This window comes from Methylobacterium sp. 142-1Y (genome assembly GCF_057747795.1).
In genome coordinates this window covers 3,357,183-3,373,203 of the sequence record NZ_CM173224.1, presented here as the reverse complement: position 1 = coordinate 3,373,203, position 16,021 = coordinate 3,357,183, and the positions used below count along the sequence as shown (strand labels likewise).

General features: G+C 70.3%; 14 protein-coding genes. 3 read left to right on the top strand and 11 right to left on the bottom strand.

The window, feature by feature from the left end; translation table 11 throughout:
• Nucleotides 1-207: 207 nt before the first annotated feature.
• The 9 genes from pgl to rpmH form a co-directional block, all read right to left on the bottom strand.
• The gene (gene pgl / locus AC3AOF_RS15285; protein ID WP_236990039.1) at nt 208-918 is read right to left on the bottom strand and encodes a 6-phosphogluconolactonase; all 711 of its coding nucleotides are present in this window, start codon (nt 916-918) and stop codon (nt 208-210) included.
• Entirely contained in the window at nt 915-2,447 is a 1,533-nt protein-coding gene (gene zwf / locus AC3AOF_RS15280) for a glucose-6-phosphate dehydrogenase (protein ID WP_488345797.1), read from the bottom strand. Before zwf ends, pgl begins: the two co-directional genes overlap by 4 nt.
• On the bottom strand, nt 2,444-3,418 hold the full coding sequence (gnd, locus tag AC3AOF_RS15275) for a phosphogluconate dehydrogenase (NAD(+)-dependent, decarboxylating) (protein ID WP_488345796.1): 975 nt from the start codon (nt 3,416-3,418) through the stop codon (nt 2,444-2,446). The genes zwf and gnd overlap by 4 nt, the downstream gene beginning before the upstream one ends.
• A gap of 334 nt (nt 3,419-3,752) precedes the next feature.
• Complete coding sequence (locus AC3AOF_RS15270) at nt 3,753-6,584, bottom strand: bifunctional transaldolase/phosoglucose isomerase (protein WP_488345795.1); 2,832 nt, start codon at nt 6,582-6,584, stop codon at nt 3,753-3,755.
• 116 nt (nt 6,585-6,700) lie between these two features.
• Entirely contained in the window at nt 6,701-7,072 is a 372-nt protein-coding gene (locus tag AC3AOF_RS15265; RefSeq protein WP_488345794.1) for a DUF423 domain-containing protein, read from the bottom strand.
• A complete protein-coding gene (yihA, locus tag AC3AOF_RS15260; protein ID WP_488345793.1) occupies nt 7,072-7,743 on the bottom strand; it encodes a ribosome biogenesis GTP-binding protein YihA/YsxC in 672 nt (223 codons plus the stop codon). Before yihA ends, AC3AOF_RS15265 begins: the two co-directional genes overlap by 1 nt.
• A gap of 13 nt (nt 7,744-7,756) precedes the next feature.
• Nucleotides 7,757-9,610 (bottom strand): membrane protein insertase YidC, encoded by a 1,854-nt coding sequence (yidC, locus tag AC3AOF_RS15255; protein WP_488345792.1) that lies wholly within the window; start codon nt 9,608-9,610, stop codon nt 7,757-7,759.
• Nucleotides 9,611-9,721: 111 nt separating this feature from the next.
• Nucleotides 9,722-10,201: a ribonuclease P protein component gene (locus AC3AOF_RS15250; RefSeq protein ID WP_236990046.1), complete on the bottom strand. Its 480-nt coding sequence runs from the start codon at nt 10,199-10,201 to the stop codon at nt 9,722-9,724.
• Between the two features lie 46 nt (nt 10,202-10,247).
• Nucleotides 10,248-10,382 (bottom strand): 50S ribosomal protein L34, encoded by a 135-nt coding sequence (gene rpmH / locus AC3AOF_RS15245; RefSeq protein WP_010300405.1) that lies wholly within the window; start codon nt 10,380-10,382, stop codon nt 10,248-10,250.
• Between the two features lie 208 nt (nt 10,383-10,590).
• On the opposite strand from rpmH, the gene AC3AOF_RS15240 reads away from it, so the two are divergent.
• Nucleotides 10,591-10,773, top strand: a complete 183-nt coding sequence (locus AC3AOF_RS15240; protein ID WP_488345791.1) for a DUF1192 domain-containing protein — start codon at nt 10,591-10,593, stop codon at nt 10,771-10,773.
• Nucleotides 10,774-11,191: 418 nt separating this feature from the next.
• Here the strand turns inward: AC3AOF_RS15240 and thpR are convergent, their stop codons facing one another.
• Nucleotides 11,192-11,746 carry an RNA 2',3'-cyclic phosphodiesterase gene (gene thpR, locus AC3AOF_RS15235; protein ID WP_236990048.1) on the bottom strand — a complete coding sequence of 185 codons (555 nt, stop codon included), beginning with the start codon at nt 11,744-11,746 and terminating at the stop codon, nt 11,192-11,194.
• Nucleotides 11,747-11,798: 52 nt separating this feature from the next.
• Nucleotides 11,799-12,422, bottom strand: coding sequence for an arylesterase (locus AC3AOF_RS15230; protein ID WP_488345790.1), 624 nt, complete (start codon nt 12,420-12,422; stop codon nt 11,799-11,801).
• A 174-nt stretch (nt 12,423-12,596) separates the two neighbouring features.
• Here AC3AOF_RS15230 and AC3AOF_RS15225 point away from each other — a divergent pair, with 174 nt between their 5' ends.
• Both AC3AOF_RS15225 and AC3AOF_RS15220 read left to right on the top strand, forming a co-directional pair.
• Complete coding sequence (locus AC3AOF_RS15225; RefSeq protein WP_488345789.1) at nt 12,597-13,292, top strand: ABC transporter ATP-binding protein; 696 nt, start codon at nt 12,597-12,599, stop codon at nt 13,290-13,292.
• Nucleotides 13,293-13,296: 4 nt separating this feature from the next.
• On the top strand, nt 13,297-15,894 hold the full coding sequence (locus AC3AOF_RS15220) for an ABC transporter permease (protein ID WP_488345788.1): 2,598 nt from the start codon (nt 13,297-13,299) through the stop codon (nt 15,892-15,894).
• The last annotated feature ends 127 nt before the right edge of the window (nt 15,895-16,021 follow it).

Here is a 16,021-nt window from a genome sequence, read left to right as displayed (position 1 = left end):
ATCGTTTCCAACGACCGTTGGTATCAGACGTTGGAATGCCCGCGCCTCACGGTGCGGGCCGAGGTCTGATTTCACGGACGAAAATGCCCGTACCTGCATCTCGCGTGGGCATGCCGAAACCCCACCGGACGGGGCGCGGCGCCGACATGACCCAATGGCAGCATGCTCGCGCCTGCGTTGTGTCGTGGATGCCGGCGCCTGCGCCCGTCAGACCGCCGCGTCCCGATCGAGCAGCCACACGGTCTCGCCCCAGGCCTTTGCGTGTCCCGACGGCAGGTCCTCACCGGAGGCGAGGCGGGACAGGGGTGCCCGCTTGCCCGCGCCGGTGACCAGGAACAGGATCAGCGGCGTGGCGCCGAGCGCCGAAAGGGTCAGGCTCACCCGCGGCACGAAGGGGCTAAGACCCGCCTCCGGTACCGCCACCACCCAGGCCGCCGCCTCCCGCGCCTCGGGCTTGCCCGGAAACAGCGAGGCGGTGTGGCCGTCCTCGCCGAGCCCGAGGAGGACGAGGTCGAACAGGGGCCGGGCGGGGTCGAGCCGATCGGCGCCGTACCAGGCCCGCAACTCCGCCGCGTAAGCGGCGGCGCAGGCCTGCGGGGTCCGGTCGGTCGGGATCGGGTGCAGGTGGCCGTCGGGGACGAGGTCGCCGAAGGCGTCTTCCGTCAGCCGCCGGTTGCTGCCGGCCTCCGGCCCGTCACCGACGCGCTCGTCGCCGAAGAACCAGTGCAGGCGCTCCCACGGGAGGCGGTCGCGAAACTCCGGCCCGGCGAGCAGCCGGTAGAGAAGCTTCGGGGTCGAGCCGCCCGACAGGCAGATCCCGATCCGGTCCGGCTTGGCCCCCGCCACCGCGACCAGCCGCTCGGCCGCCGCCCGGGCGACCGCGTCGGGATCGGGCAGCACCTCGTGATGCCCGGTCATGACTGGTGCTCCAGCGAGCGCCAGGCCCGGCCGTCGCGGGTCAGGAGTTCGTCCGCCTCCTTCGGCCCGGCGGTGCCGGCCTCGTAGGGCAGGGTGGCGAGCGTGCCCGAGGCCGCGGCATCGAGGATCGGCTGGACGATGCGCCAGCCGGCCTCGATCATGTCGGCGCGCTGGAACAGCGTCGGGTCGCCGATCATCGCGTCGTAGATCAGCGTCTCGTAGCCGGTGCTCGGCTCGGTCTTGAAGTAGTCCTTGTAGCAGAACCTCATGTCGACGCTGCCGAGCCGCACCGCCGGGCCCGGAATCTTGGCACCGAATTGCAGCGAGATGCCCTCGTCGGGCTGCAATTGCAGCACCAGCCAGTTCGGCACGTCCTCGCGAACGTTGGTGCCCTTGAACAGCGACAGCGGCGCCTGCTTGAAGCGGATGGCGATCTCGGTGTCGCGCCGGGTCATCGCCTTGCCGGTGCGCAGGTAGAACGGCACCCCGGCCCAGCGCCAGTTGTCGATGCCGAGCTTGAGGGCCACGAAGGTCTCGGTGTCGGAGTCGTGGGCGACGTCCGGCTCCTCGCGGTAATCCTTGACGGCCTTGCCCTGGACCTCGCCCGCAACGTAGCGGCCCCGCACCGCATCCTCGACTTTGGCCGAGGGGGTGGCGAGCAGCACCTCCTCTTTCTTGTCGCGCACGGCCTCGGCCTCGAACGAGATCGGCGGCTCCATCGCCACAAGGGTGTAGAGCTGGAACAGGTGATTGGGCACCATGTCGCGCAAGGCGCCGGTGGCCTCGTAGAACTTCCCCCGTCCCTCGACGCCCACCGTTTCCGCGACGGTGATCTGGACGTGATCGATGTGGTCGCGGTTCCACAACGGCTCGAACAGGCCGTTGCCGAACCGGAACGCCATGATGTTCTGCACCGTCTCCTTGCCGAGGAAGTGGTCGATGCGAAAGACCTGGTCCTCGGACAGGACCTTCAGGATGTCGGCATCGAGCTTTTCCGCGGATGGAAGGTCGTGGCCGAACGGCTTCTCGATGATGACCCGGCGCCAGCGATCCTCACCCTGTTCGGTCAGCCCGGCCTCGCCGAGCTTGGCGATGGTCGACCCGAACAGGCCGGCGGCGACCGCGAGGTAGAACAGGACGTTGCCACCATCCTGCTTGCCCGAGACCTCGGCGATGGCCCGCTTCAGCTCCTCGAACGAGGCCGCCTCCGACAGGTCGCCCGAGCGGTAATGGACCCGCCCGACGAGGTCGCTCCACACGCCCTCGTCGAACCCGCCGCCGCCGGCCTCACCGCCCTTGGCGGTGAGGAAACCGCGCACGGTCTCGCTCAGCTCGGAGCGGAACTCCTCCGAGGACATCTCCGACCGGCTGACGCCGATCACGGAAAATGTTTCGGGCAGCAGGCCCCAGCGGCCGAGATTGTACAAAGCCGGCATCAGCAGCCGGTGGGTGAGGTCGCCGGTCGCCCCGAAGATCACCAGGGTGCAGGCGGGCGGGGGCGCGGCCCCCTCGGCCATGGCGGAGGTCATTTCGGCTCCTGGTGGCCGCCGAAGCCCTTGCGCATCGCCGAGAGCAGCTTGTCGGCGTAGGTCGCCTCCTGGCGCGAGCGGAAGCGGGCGTAGAGCGCGGCCGACAGGACGTGGGCCGGGACGGCCTCCTCGATCGCGGCGTTCAGCGTCCAGCGGCCCTCGCCCGAATCGGCGACGTGGCCCGAGAAGGCGTCGAGGTTCTCGTCGCCGGCGAGCGCCGTGGCGGTGAGGTCGAGGAGCCAGGACGAGACCACGCTGCCCCGGCGCCAGACCTCGGCGATGTCGCCGATGTTGAGGTCGAAGCGCTGCGCCTCCGGCAGCTCCGTCGAGTTGGCGTGCTTGAGGATGTCGAAGCCCTCGGCATAGGCCTGCATCAGGCCGTACTCGATGCCGTTGTGGATCATCTTGACGAAGTGGCCGGCGCCGCTCGGCCCGGCATGGATGTAGCCGTGCTCGGCGCGGGAATCGCGGCCGTCGCGGCCCGGGGTGCGCGGCACCTCGCCGAGGCCGGGCGCGAGTGTCGAGAAGATTGGGTCGAGCCGGTCGACGGCTGCCTTGTGGCCGCCGATCATCATGCAGTAGCCGCGCTCCAGGCCCCAGACGCCGCCCGACGTGCCGACATCGACGTAGTGCAGGCCCTTCGCGTCGAGGGCGGCGGCGCGACGGATGTCGTCCTTGTAGAACGAGTTGCCGCCGTCGATGATCACGTCGTCCGGCTGCATCAGGCCGGCGATCGTCATCACCGTGACTTCGGTCGGGTCGCCCGCCGGCAGCATCACCCAGGCGGTGCGGGGCAATTCGAGCTTCGCGACGAAATCCTCGAGGCTGTCGGCGCCGACTGCCCCCTCCTGCACCAGGGCCGCGACGGCCTTGGGATCCTGGTCGAACACCACGGCCGTGTGCCCGTTGCGCAGGAGCCGTCGGACGATGTTGCCGCCCATCCGACCGAGACCGACCATGCCGAGTTGCATCGTGTCACTCCTCGCCGGCGAGGCCGGGGCCGGCGGCCCGTGGGCGTGGGGGCCCGTCAAACGTTCAGCAGTGGCCCTCTCTCCCGCAAGCCAAACTGTTCACACGCTGCATTCCGCACCCACTCCCGCTTCAAGGCGAAGCGCTTCCCCTCACCCTTGTGGGGAGGGGCTAGGGGTGGGGGTGGTGCCAGAGAAAGCTGAGCGGTGCCTTCTGCACCACCCCCACCCCCTGACCCCTCCCCACAAGGGGGAGGGGAGAGCGCTCACCCAGAAAAGCAGGTGCAATGGCGTCGTGTTGGTTAGTCGGCCCGAGAGAGGAGCCCTCGCGCTAGCCCTAACTAAGCGCCGACTTCAGCCGGTCGAGCCCCTTGGCCACGTCGCCCTTGATGTGGACGCGCAACGCCCGCCTTCCACGCTCGGAGAGCACGCCGAAATCGCCTCGCGCCTGCGCGGCGATCACCGTGGCAAAGCCCAGGCTACGGCCGGGAATGGCGAGGTCCGGCGCCTCCGAGGTGATCTGGAGGAAGACGCCGCTATCGGGCCCACCCTTGTAGGCCTGGCCGGTCGAGTGCAGGAAGCGCGGCCCGAACTCGGCGCAGGTCGCGACGTGCTTGGCGTCGCGAAGCGCCAGCCGGGCCTCCTGAAGCGCCGCCTGGTGCTCCGGATTGCGGGTGACGTAGGCGAGCAGCGCGACGTAGTCGCCGGTTCCGATGCGCCCGGCTTGCGCCTTGATCCAGCTCACCGGATCGGAGCCCGCACCCGCCTTGCGCAAGGCCTCGGCATTGGCCGCATCGGTGTAGAGCGCGAAGGTCTCGTCCTCGGCCACCGGCGTCTCGGAGGGCAGTGCGCCGTCCTTCTCGGCGGCGGAGAACAGCTCGCGGGTCTTGATCTTGCTCGCCTCGACGTCGGGCTGGTCGAACGGGTTGATGCCGAGCACCGCGCCCGCCACCGCCGTGGCGATCTCGAAGCGGAAGAATTCCTGCGGCAGGCTCCGCTTCGAGGCGAGGCTGATCCGCACCACCGGGTGGCCGGCCTCCTCCAGGGCCTCGACCGCGGCATCCTGGGCGGCATCGGCGCCCTCGTCGAGGCGCAAGTACACGAAGACCCGGTCCGACCCGTAGGCGGACGCTGCCGCCAGGGGCTCGTTCTCGATCGGGATCAGGCCCTTACCCTGCTTGCCGGTCGATTCGGCGATCAGCTGCTCGGCCCAGGCGCCGAAGGTGTCGATGCCCTTCGATGCGACGAGCGTGACCTTGTCGCGCCCCTGTTCCGTCGCGGCCTTGCCCAGCACCAGGCCGAGCTGCACGCCCGGGTTCAGGTCCGGCGGCACGTCGGAGCCGCAGGAGCGCACCATGGTGCGGGCGCTCTCCAGGAAGGCCTTCACGTCGAGGCCCATGGCGGCGGCCGGCACCAGGCCGAAGGCCGAGAGCACGGAGTAGCGCCCACCGATCTGCTTCACGCCGTAGAAGATGCGCCGGAAGCCATCCTCCTTCGCCGCCTTCTCCATCGCCGAGCCCGGATCGGTCACGGCGACGAAGTGGCGGCCGGCCTTGTCGTGCCCGACCACGTCGCGCATCCGGCCGAGGAAGTAATCGCGGAAGACGTTGGGTTCGAGGGTGGAGCCCGACTTCGAGGCGACGATGAACAGGGTGCGTTCCAGGTTCACCGCGGCCTCGACCGCCCGGACCTCGTCCGGATCGGTCGAATCGAGGATGCGCAGGCGCGGGAAGCCGGGCTGCTGGCCGAAGGTCTCGGCCAGAACCTCCGGGCCGAGGCTGGAGCCGCCCATGCCGAGCACGACCGCATCGGTGAAGCCCTCCTGCTTCACCTCAGCCGCGAAGGCGGCGTAGTCGGCGGCCTTCTTCGACTCGTCCTCCACGATGGTGAGCCAGCCGAGCCATTGCGCCTCGTCGGCGCCGCTCCAAACGCTCGCGTCGCGCTGCCACAGGCGGCGCACCAGGCCGTCCTTGCGCCAGGTCTCGATTGCCTGCTTCACCGGTTCGTCGAGGCTGCCGAGCGCGAGCGCCTGCCGATCGAGACCGTTCCCCAGAAACTTCTGGCGCTTGCCGGCGACGGCGCCCAGCACCTTGTCGGCGGCATCGACGAAGAGCTGCACGCCCTCCTCGACGAGCTGGCGCGCCACCGCGTCGATATCGATGCCGGCCTTGGCGAGATGGGCCATCACCCGCTCGGCCTCGTCGACTCCGTCCTCCAGGCTCGCCCGGACTTTTCCGTGATCGCGGAAGGCGTCCATCGTCGCCGGCGGGATGGTGTTGACGGTGTTGGGGCCGATCAGCTCCTCGACGTAGAGCACGTCGGAATAGGCCTTGTTCTTCACGCCGGTGGAGGCCCAGAGCAGGCGCTGCGGATGGGCGCCCTTGTCGGCGAGCTTCTTCCAGCGGTCGCCCGCAAAGAGGCGCTTGTAGCGCTGATAGGCGAGCTTGGCGTTGGCGATCGCCACCTTGCCCTTGAGGCCTTCGAGGGCCGCCTTCTCGTCCGGATCGTTGGCCGCCGCGATCTTCTCGTCGAGGAGCTTGTCGACCGCCGCGTCGATGCGGCTGATGAAGAAGCTCGCCACGCTGGCGACCCGGCCGATGTCGCCGCCGCTCGCTGCAAACTTTTCCAGGCCGTCGATATAGGCGTTCGCCACGTCCTCGTAGGCGCCTTGGGCGAAGAGCAGCGTGACGTTGATGTTGATGCCGTCCGCCGTGAGGTCGCGGATCGCCGGGATACCCTCCGGGGTGGCGGGCACCTTCACCATCAGGTTGTCGCGGGCCACCGCCTTGTGGAGGCGGCGCGCCTCCTCCAGCGTCTCGGCGGTGTTCAGCGCCAGGTACGGCGACACTTCGAGGCTGACGAAGCCGTCCTGGCCGCCGCTCGCCTCGTAGACCGGGCGCAGCACGTCGGCCGCCGCCTGGATGTCGGCGATGGCCAGTCCCTCGTAGAGATCGATCACCCGCTGGTCGCCGGCCGCCTTGATCGCGTCGTCGTACTCGTCCGAGTGGCCGATCGCCTTCTCGAAGATCGCCGGGTTCGAGGTCACCCCGCGCAGGCCGTCCTCGTCGACCAGGCGCTTGAGCCCACCGTCCTGGACGAAGCCCCGGGCGACGAAATCGAGCCAGACGGCCTGGTCCTGTTCGGCGTGCAGCGTCTTGAGCGGGTTCATGCCTGCGGTCTCCGCGTGTTTGCCGCAGATGTGGACCGGAAGTGGCCGCTGTCCAGGGGGGAGAGAGGCGAGAAGCTTGGCCGTTCGCGTGAAAAGCGTGCGGATCTTCGCTTACGTCACCGCCGCGCGGGTCCGAGCGCCGCGCCGGCGACCAAGACCCAGCCGAGGATCAGGACCATGCCGCCGCTCGGTGCCGCCATCGGGAAGAGCGGCTGCTGCAGGAAGGCCCGGACCGCGAGGTCGCCGGAGAACAGCGCGAGGCCGAGGGACAGGGCGAAGCCCGCCGCCCGGACCACGACCGGATGGGCCCGCCCGCTGCCGGCCAGACACGCGAGGGCGAGCAGGGCAGGGGCGTGGAACAGCAGGAACTGCGCGGCCGTGGCGAGGCTCGTCGCCCCGGCGATATGGGCCGCCGCCGCAGATAACCCGACGCCGAGCGCGCCGGCAATGCCGGCAAGCGCCAGGAGCCCCCGGTCGGCCGCATGCATCACGCTTCCCCGCGCTCGGAGAGCAGACGGGCGATGCTGGCGCGCAGGTCGGTGACGCCGTCATCGGTGCGGCTCGAGGTCAGGATGATCTCCGGATAGGCCGCCGGCCGCCGGGCGATCGCCGCCTTCGTCGCGTCGAGCCGGGCCTCGATCTCGTGCTTCTTGAGCGCGTCCGACTTGGTGAGCACGATCTGGTAGGAGACCGCGGCCTTGTCGAGCCCGTCCAGCACCTCGGCGTCGTTGGGCTTGATGCCGTGGCGCGAGTCGATCAGCACGTAGACCCGGGCGAGGTTGGCCCGGCCGCGCAGGTAGGAGTGGATCAGTTCGGTCCAGGCCGCGACCTTCGCCTTCTCGACCGCGGCATAGCCGTAGCCCGGCATGTCGACGAGGACGAGCTTGCCGCCGCCCACGTCGAAGAAGTTCAGCTGCTGGGTGCGCCCCGGCGTGTGCGAGGTGCGGGCGAGCGCGTTGCGGCCCGTCAGCGCGTTGATCAGGCTCGACTTGCCGACGTTGGAGCGGCCCGCGAAGGCGATCTCGTGCCCCCGCATCGGCGGCAGGATCTCGAGCTTGTCGGCGGCGTAGAAGAAGTCGGCGGAGCCGGCGAAGAGCAGCCGCCCTGCTTCGCGCAGGGCGGCCTCCTTCTCGGCCTCGGTCTGAGGCTGGTCCTGCATCGGTTCTGGACCCTCAGCCCTTGGCCTTCGCGGCCTTCGGGCGTGAGAATGTCGAGCGCAGGTTGTCCCAGAGCTCCACCTTCACCCCGTTGCGCCGCATGATCACGTATTGCTGGATCACCGACAGGGTGTTGTTCCACGCCCAGTAGATCACCAGGCCGGCCGGGAACGAGCCGAGCATGAAGGTGAAGATGATCGGCATGAAGGTGAAGACCTGGGCCTGGACCGGGTCCGGCGGCGCGGGGTTCATCTTCATCTGCACGAACATCGTCACGCCCATGATGAGCGGCCAGATGCCGAGGTGGAGGAAGTCCGGCGGAGTGTAGGGCAGGAGGCCGAACAGGTTGAACACCGAGGTCGGGTCCGGCGCCGCGAGGTCGCGGATCCAGCCGAAGAACGGCGCGTGCCGCATCTCGATGGTGACGAACAGCACCTTGTAGAGCGAGAAGAAGACCGGGATCTGTACCAGCACCGGCCAGCAGCCGGCGACCGGGTTGATCTTCTCCTTCTTGTACAGCTCCATCATCGCCTGCTGCTGCTTCACCTTGTCGTCGGCGTAGCGCTCGCGGATGGCGGTCATTTCCGGCTGGACGGCCTTCATCTTGGCCATCGAGACGTAGGAGCGGTTGGCGATCGGCAGGAACAGCAGCTTCAGCAGGAAGGTGACGACCAGGATCGACACGCCGAAATTGCCGAACAGATGGTAGAAGAAGTCCAGCGCCTTGAACATCGGCTTGGTGATGAAGTAGAACCATCCCCAATCGATCAAGAGGTCGAAGCGCTTGATGCCGAGCGACTTCTCGTAGCCGTCGATGGTGCCGACCTCCTTGGCGCCGGCGAAGAGATGCTGCTGCGCCTCGATGCTGGCGCCGGGAGCGAGCGACTTGGCGTCGCCGAGGCTGCTGGCCTGGTAGACCTTGGTGGCGCCCTCGTCGCGCTCGGTGAACGAGCCGGTATAGGGGGCCTTCTGGTCGGGAATCGCGGTGGCGGCCCAGTACTTGTCGGTGATGCCAAGGAAGCCGCCGGTCACGCCGGTCCAGGACTGGCCGCGGGTGCCGGGCGCGCCGAGCGGGTTGTCCTTGGCGAGCTTGTCGTAGGTGACTTCCTGAAGGCCCTTGTCGCCGAGCACGCCAATCATGCCCTCGTGCAGGACGTAATAGCCCTGCGTGTGCGGCTTGCCCCAGCGCGAGACGAGGCCGTACGGGTAGAGGGTGACGGCGGCGCCGCCCTTGTTCTCGACCGCATCGGCGACCGTGAACATGAACTTGTCGTCGACCGAGATGGTGCGGCGGAAGGTGAGGCCGGCACCGTTGTCCCAGGTCAGCACCAGGGGCTTCTGCGGCGTCAGCACGTCGCCCTCGGCGGTCCACAGCGTGTCGCCGGTCGGCAGCGCCGAGGCGCCTTGCCCGGCTGCACCCTGACCCACCCAGCCGAACTCGGCGTAGTACGGGTTGGCCGAGCCGGTCGGCGAGAGCAGCACGATGCGCGGCGAGGAATTGTCGACGGTCTCGTGGTAGTTCTTCAGCGACACGTCGTCGATGCGGCCGCCCTTGAGAGCGATCGAGCCGGCGAGCGCCGGGGTGTCGATGCGCACCCGCGGCGAGCGGGCGAGCGCCTCCTCGCGGGTCGCCGCGAGCGCCGGGTTGCCGCCGGGCGCGCCCGGCAGGGTGCCGGGCGCCGGCGCGGCGGGACCGCCCTCGCGGGGGCTCGCCGCCGGGCCGTCCTTCGCCGCCTGCGCCTGCCTGGCGGCCAACTGCTCCTGGCGCTGGCGCTCGACCTGCGGCGCGCTGACGAAGTAGTTCCAGCCGAGCAGCACCGCCAGCGACAGCGCGACGGCGATGATCATGTTCGTCTTGTCGTTACCCATGGACCCGCGACGCCTGCCGCCAAAAGAGCGGGACCGAGGGCGGGCCTGGCAGCCCGCATCCCGGCCCTCACGACCAACACGACGAGGCGATTCCGGCTGCCCGGGATCGCCTCATGAATTCCGTTCCGGGGACCTCGCCGCTGGAGCCTGTCCCGGCTTGCTCGAGCCCGTTTTCCCTCGCCCGCGCCCGGGCTTCGCGCCCTCGGCGGAAGGCGGCTTCGGGCCGCGGGGCTTCGTCACCACGCCGAGGGCCTGGGCGACATCCTCGACCAGCTGGGCGAAGGGCGCCGCCAGGGCGTCGCGCCGGCCGATCAGCACCACGTCAGCCGCTTTGTCCCGCTGCGCCGGCCCGGCCTGCTCCGCCGCGAGCCGGGCCGCGACCTTGAGGCGGCGGCGGATCCGGTTGCGCTCAGTGGCGTGGCCCTCGCGCTTCGTCACGGTGAAGCCCACGCGCAGGCCGCCCGGCGGTCCATCGTCCCGCAGGCGGCCCTGTGCCGTCAGGCGCTCGGTATGGAAACGGCGGCCCTTGGCCGCCGCCAGATAGTCCGGGCGCCGGGTGATCCGGCCGATCGGCGGCGAAGCACCGGTCATCGCGGTACTCCGGTCAACGCGGCGCTTGCGGGCACCGCGAGGCGCCTTACGCCGACAGGCGCTTGCGGCCGCGGGCGCGGCGGGCGGCGATCACCTTGCGGCCGCCGACGGTGGCCATGCGGGCACGGAAGCCGTGGCGGCGCTTGCGCACGAGCTTCGACGGTTGATAGGTTCTCTTCACGGCTCGTTCTCCGAAGGCCGGGGCCGGCCCCGCGCGTCGCGCTGCCGAGGCCCTCGTGGTCCAGAATGTCTTGGCGAAAGCGAACCGCGCCCGAATTGGGGCGCGGTCACGTCGCGCCGGTGTATGGCGGAATGGTCCCCGCGAGTCAATCGCGTTAAGGATCGCCCGGAGAGCGCCGCGGGGCGCCCGCGCACCGAGGGAGACGCCGATGTTCGACGACGCCGAGAGCCGGAAGCCGGTGCACGCCGCCCATCAGATCGGCCAGGACCTCGCCGCCCTGTCCGTCTCCGATCTCGACGAGCGGATCGCGTCCCTGCGCCGGGAGATCGCGCGGCTCGAGGAGGATAAGCAGGCTTCGCAGGAAGCGGCCCGGGCGGTGTTCAAGTTCTGACCCGGGGCGGGGTGCGGTCGGGATGTCCCGCTTCGGGGCGTCGGCGCGGAAGCGGTGTGCCAGGTGGCTGACCGGCGGTCGATTCAGGATCGTCCTTTCACGGCATCCGGCAGGGCCGGTTGGCAAGCGCGCGCTCTTCCTCTCTCCGCGGGCGCCGGGTGCGCAGGATGAGGGGGGCCGAGAGAGGAATCCTGCGCGACGTCCGTTCCCTCGACCGTCCTACGGCCGGCGGTCAGGCTCATCCTGGTCCGGTGGGCGGGACGAGGAACGATCGCGAGATAAGGAAGCGCCCACGCCAAGTTCGTAAGGTGGAGGTGAACGGCGTGGGCGCGTGCCTCTCGGGGAGGACAGTAACCCGATCCTATACCGGTTCGATTGTACCGCCATCGCCTATTCGGGGGAGCCGGTCGCCCGGCCCTCACGCCTGCGCGTCGTCGGAGAGCGGATAGGCCGCTTCCACCACGTAGGGTCCGCCGCCGACCGAGTCCCGCGCCGAGTACAGCGCCACCCGCCGCGCCGTGAACGCGATCCGCGGGAAGACCGGTTGCACCGCCAGGTATTGCGCCACCCCGTCCGGGCCGGCGCCGCGCTTGAGTCGGGCCAGGGTGACGTGAGGCGTGAAGCGCCGCGTGTCGGGCGCGACGCCGAGCTGGCGCAGGATGCGCTCGTGCTCGGCCTGCAACTCGGCGAGGTCGGGATCGGGTACGACGCGGGCGAACAGTGCGTGCGGCTTCTCGCCGCCGAACACCGCCAGTTCGTCGAGGACGAGGGTGAGGGGCGGGCGGGGCCGAAGATCGGCCAGGGCCTCGGTGATCTCCTCGGCGAGCCCGCCCTCGACGTCGCCGATGAAGCGCAAGGTGACGTGGTAATCGGCGGGCTCGACCCAGCGGGCGCCGGGCAGCCCGCCCCGGAAGGCGCTCAAGCCCAGCCCTGTCTCGGGCGGGACCTCGATCCCGGTGAACAGGCGCGGCATTGATTCTGGACCTCTTGGATTCTGGACCTTTTGGATTCCGGACTTCTCGGGCTCAGGCCCCCTTGCGCAGGCGCGTCAGGAACGTCTCGACGCTCGGCAGGATGCCGGCGACGATTCTGGCGACCCCGTCCTTGGTCGGGTGCAGGCCGTCCGGCAGCGTGAGGCTGCGGTCGCCCGCGACGCCGTCGAGGAAGAACGGGTAGAGGACGAGGCCGTCGCGCTCGGCCAGACGGGGATAGATCGCGTCGAAGCGCTTGCCGTAATCGGGCCCGAGATTCGGCGCCGCCCGCATCCCGGCGAGCATCACCGGGATGCCGCGGGCCTTCAGCCGCGCGACGATCGCCGCGAGGGCTTTTTCGGTGACCGCCGGGTCGGTGCCGCGCAGCATGTCGTTGGCGCCGAGTTCCAGGATCACCCCATCGGTTCCATCCGGCACCGACCAGTCGACCCGGTCGAGCCCGCCGGTCGCGGTGTCGCCGGAGACGCCCGCATTGGCGACCGCGACCGAATGACCACGCGCCTTGAGCGCCGCTTCGAGCTGGACCGGGAAGGCGGCGGCTGCCGGCAGGCCGTAGCCCGCCGTGAGGCTGTCGCCGAGCGCGACGAGGTTCAGGGGGCGGGCCTTTGCGGGGCCGGGGGGGGCGTCCTGCGCATGGAGCGGCGTCACGAGGGTCATCAGCAGCGAAACGATCAGAAATGCGAGTGCCGCGCGGCGGCCATCTTGGCGAACCACCAAGGCACGGCCCATATCGGGCCGGCGGGCCGCCCGTCCTGCGTAGGTTCGTCCCAACACGTCACCTCCGGCGGCGGCCCTTAAGTGGCCGCCGCGCTACAGATCGGCTTTTCCCTCATGACCGACAAGGCCACCGGACCGGCGATCGCGCTCGACGGCGTCGATCTCAGCCTCGGCCGCGGCGCTGCCCGGGTCCACATCCTCAAGGGGATCTCGCTCAGCGTCGCGCCGGGGGAGGCGGTCGGCCTCGTCGGTCCCTCGGGCTCGGGCAAGTCGACCCTGCTGATGACCATGGCGGGGCTGGAGCGGCCGGATTCGGGGAAGGTCGTGGTCGAGGGCACCGACCTCGCCGGGCTCGACGAGGATGCGCTGGCGCGGTTCCGCGGCCGGCGCATCGGCATCGTGTTCCAGTCCTTCCACCTCGTGCCGACCATGACGGCGCTCGAGAACGTCGCGCTGCCGCTCGAACTCGCCGACGCGCCGGATGCGCACGCGCGGGCGGCGCGGGAACTCGAGGCGGTCGGGCTCGGCCGCCGGCTGCACCATTACCCGGCCCAGCTCTCCGGCGGCGAGCAGCAGCGCGTCGCCATCGCCCGTGCGGTGGCGCCGGAACCGGCGATCCTGGTGGCCGACGAGCCGACCGGCAATCTCGACGAGGCGACCGGCGCCCAGATCGTCGACCTGCTGTTTGCCCTCAAGCGCGACCGCGGCGCCACCCTGGTGCTGGTCACCCACGATCCCGGCCTCGCCCGCCTGTGCGACCGCACGGTGCGCCTGCGCTCGGGGTTGATCGACATGGCCGTGAGCGCCTGATCCCATGCACGGCAACTTTCCCAAGCTTCCCTTGCCCAAACTCCCCGGCGGGACGCCCGGCCGGCCGTCGCGCCTGCCGCTGACCCTGCGCCTCGCGCTCCGCGAATTGCGCGGGGGCTTGCGCGGCTTCACGGTGCTGCTCGCCTGCATCGCCATCGGGGTCGCCACCATCGCGGGCGTCGCCTCGTTGTCGCGCTCGCTCTCCGACGGGCTCGCCCGCGAAGGGCGAAAGATCCTCGGCGGCGACGTCACCTTCGGGCTGATCCACCGCGAGGCGAGCCCGCAGGAGAGAGCGTTCCTGGACTCGCGCGGCCGGGTCTCGGTCGCGGGCTTCACCCGCGCCATGGCCTCGGCCGGGGACAAGGGCGCGGCTTTGGTCGAGCTGAAGGCGGTCGGGCCCGACTACCCGGCGGTCGGCGCGCTGACGACCGAGCCCTCGATGCCGCCCTCCGAGATCTTTTCCGCCCGCGACGGCATCTATGGCGCCGCCGCCGATCCAGCGCTCCTCGCCCGCCTCGACCTCAAGCTCGGCGACCGGCTCACGGTCGGCGGCGCCGAGATCGCGCTGCGCACGGTGCTGGTCAGCGAACCGGACAAGATCGCCGGCGGCATCGGCTTCGGGCCGCGCCTGATGGTGTCGCTCGATGCGCTCAAGGCCTCGGGCCTGGTCCAGCCCGGCAGCCTCAACCGCTTCGTCTACCGGGTGATGCTGCCTCAAGGCGACGACGCGGCGGTCGAAAAGACCATGGCCGATGCCCGCGCCGCCCTGCCGGAGGCCGGCTGGGAGATCCGCTCGCGGCTCAACGCCGATCCGCGCTTCGCCCGCAGCATCGAGCGCTTCACCCAGTTCCTCACGCTCGTCGGCCTCACCGCACTCCTCGTCGGTGGCGTCGGCGTCGCCAATGCGGTGCGGGCCTTCGTCGAGCGCAAGCGCGCCTCGATCGCGACCCTCAAGAGCCTCGGTGCTCCCGGGAGCCAGGTGGTCGGCATCTACCTGACGCAGGTGATGCTGATCGCCGGGATCGGCATCGCCTCTGGCCTCGTGATCGGCGCCGTGCTGCCCTTCGCGCTCGATGCCGCCTTCGGGGCGCTGCTGCCGCTGCCGCTCGACCCGACGCTGGCGCCGGGCGAACTGGTGGTCGCCGCCCTCTACGGCGCGCTGACCGCGCTCGCCTTCGCGATCGGGCCGCTCGGCCGCGCCCACGACGTCGCGGTGTCCGGACTGTTCCGCGATACGGTCGATCCCGACCGGCGCTGGCCTCGGCCGCTCTATCTCGGCATCCTCGGCCTCGCGCTCGCCGGCCTCGTCGGGCTGGCGCTCGCCACCGCCTACGATCGCGGCGTGGCGCTGATCTTCATCGCGGCTTCGGGCCTCGCCTTCGGGCTGTTGCGCCTCGTCGCCGCCGGGCTGATGGCTTTGGCGCGCCGCCTGCCGCGCCCGAGCCGCGCCGCGCCGCGGCTGGCGCTGGCCAATCTCCACCGGCCAGGCGCGCTGACGCCCTCGATCGTGCTGTCGCTCGGCCTCGGCATCACGCTGCTGGTGGCCTTGAGCCTGATCGACGCCAACATCACCCGGACCCTGACCCGATCGCTGCCCGCCAAGGCGCCGAGCCTGTTCTTCCTCGACATCCCGAGCCGCGATGCGGACGCCTTCGACCAGTTCCTCGGACGGGCCGCGCCGCGGGCCAAGATCGAGCGGGTGCCGATGATGCGCGGGCGGATCACGGCGCTCAACGGCGTGCCGGCCGGCCAGATCAAGGCCGGCGAGGACGCCGCCTGGGTGCTCGACGGCGACCGCGGCATCACCTACGCCGAGGATCTGCCGGACGGCTCCACGATCACCTCCGGCCGGTGGTGGAAGGGCGAGGAGGCGACAAAGCCGCTCGTCTCCTTCGACGACCAGCTCGCCCGCAGCCTGAAGCTCAAGGTCGGGGACAGCGTCACCGTCAACGTGCTCGGGCGCAGCCTGACCGTCACCATCGCCAACCTGCGCCACGTCGAATGGCGCAACCTCGGCATCAACTTCGTGATGGTGTTCTCGCCCGGCACTTTCCGGGGCGCGCCGCATAGCGACCTCGCGACGCTCACCCTGCCCGAGGGGCCGGATGCCGCCCTCGAAGCCCGGATCCTGCGCGATGCGGCCAGGGAGTTCCCCTCGGTGAGCAGCGTGCGGGTCAAGGACGCGCTCGACGCGGTCAACGACCTCGTGGCCAAGCTCGTCTTCGCGATCCGCGGCGCCAGCGGGGTGGCGGTGGCGACGAGCCTGTTCGTGCTGGCCGGCGCGCTCGCCGCCGGCCACCGGGCTCGGCTCTACGACGCGGTGGTGCTCAAGACCCTCGGCGCCACCCGGGCGCGGCTGCTCTCCGCCTACACGATGGAATACGGTGCCCTCGGCCTCGCCACCGCTCTCTTCGGCCTCGTCGCCGGGACGCTGGCGGGCTGGGTGATCCTCACCAAGGTGATGCATCTCGATTTCGCCCTCGATCTCTCGGGGGCGTTGCTCGCGGCGCTTCTGGCGGTCGTCGCGGCGGTGGGGCTCGGGCTCGCCGGGACCTGGCGCATCCTCGGGCAGAAGCCGGCGCAGTACCTACGAAATCTGTAGGAATGTTAATCCTTCGCATTCCCTGCGGCGGATTGACCTTGGGTTTTTGCGGGATCCGACGGAAGTCGGATCCCCTCACGCCCTTGTGCGCGCTCGCCGCACCCCACATATTCCGGTCAAGGCGGAC

Coding starts and splice junctions, on each gene's coding strand:
- pgl (WP_236990039.1), bottom strand. CDS start 918: ATGACCGGGCATCACGAGGTGCTGCCCGATCCCGACGCGGTCGCCCGG.
- zwf (WP_488345797.1), bottom strand. CDS start 2,447: ATGACCTCCGCCATGGCCGAGGGGGCCGCGCCCCCGCCCGCCTGCACC.
- gnd (WP_488345796.1), bottom strand. CDS start 3,418: ATGCAACTCGGCATGGTCGGTCTCGGTCGGATGGGCGGCAACATCGTC.
- AC3AOF_RS15270 (WP_488345795.1), bottom strand. CDS start 6,584: ATGAACCCGCTCAAGACGCTGCACGCCGAACAGGACCAGGCCGTCTGG.
- AC3AOF_RS15265 (WP_488345794.1), bottom strand. CDS start 7,072: ATGCATGCGGCCGACCGGGGGCTCCTGGCGCTTGCCGGCATTGCCGGC.
- yihA (WP_488345793.1), bottom strand. CDS start 7,743: ATGCAGGACCAGCCTCAGACCGAGGCCGAGAAGGAGGCCGCCCTGCGC.
- yidC (WP_488345792.1), bottom strand. CDS start 9,610: ATGGGTAACGACAAGACGAACATGATCATCGCCGTCGCGCTGTCGCTG.
- AC3AOF_RS15250 (WP_236990046.1), bottom strand. CDS start 10,201: ATGACCGGTGCTTCGCCGCCGATCGGCCGGATCACCCGGCGCCCGGAC.
- AC3AOF_RS15240 (WP_488345791.1), top strand. CDS start 10,591: ATGTTCGACGACGCCGAGAGCCGGAAGCCGGTGCACGCCGCCCATCAG.
- thpR (WP_236990048.1), bottom strand. CDS start 11,746: ATGCCGCGCCTGTTCACCGGGATCGAGGTCCCGCCCGAGACAGGGCTG.
- AC3AOF_RS15230 (WP_488345790.1), bottom strand. CDS start 12,422: ATGACCCTCGTGACGCCGCTCCATGCGCAGGACGCCCCCCCCGGCCCC.
- AC3AOF_RS15225 (WP_488345789.1), top strand. CDS start 12,597: ATGACCGACAAGGCCACCGGACCGGCGATCGCGCTCGACGGCGTCGAT.
- AC3AOF_RS15220 (WP_488345788.1), top strand. CDS start 13,297: ATGCACGGCAACTTTCCCAAGCTTCCCTTGCCCAAACTCCCCGGCGGG.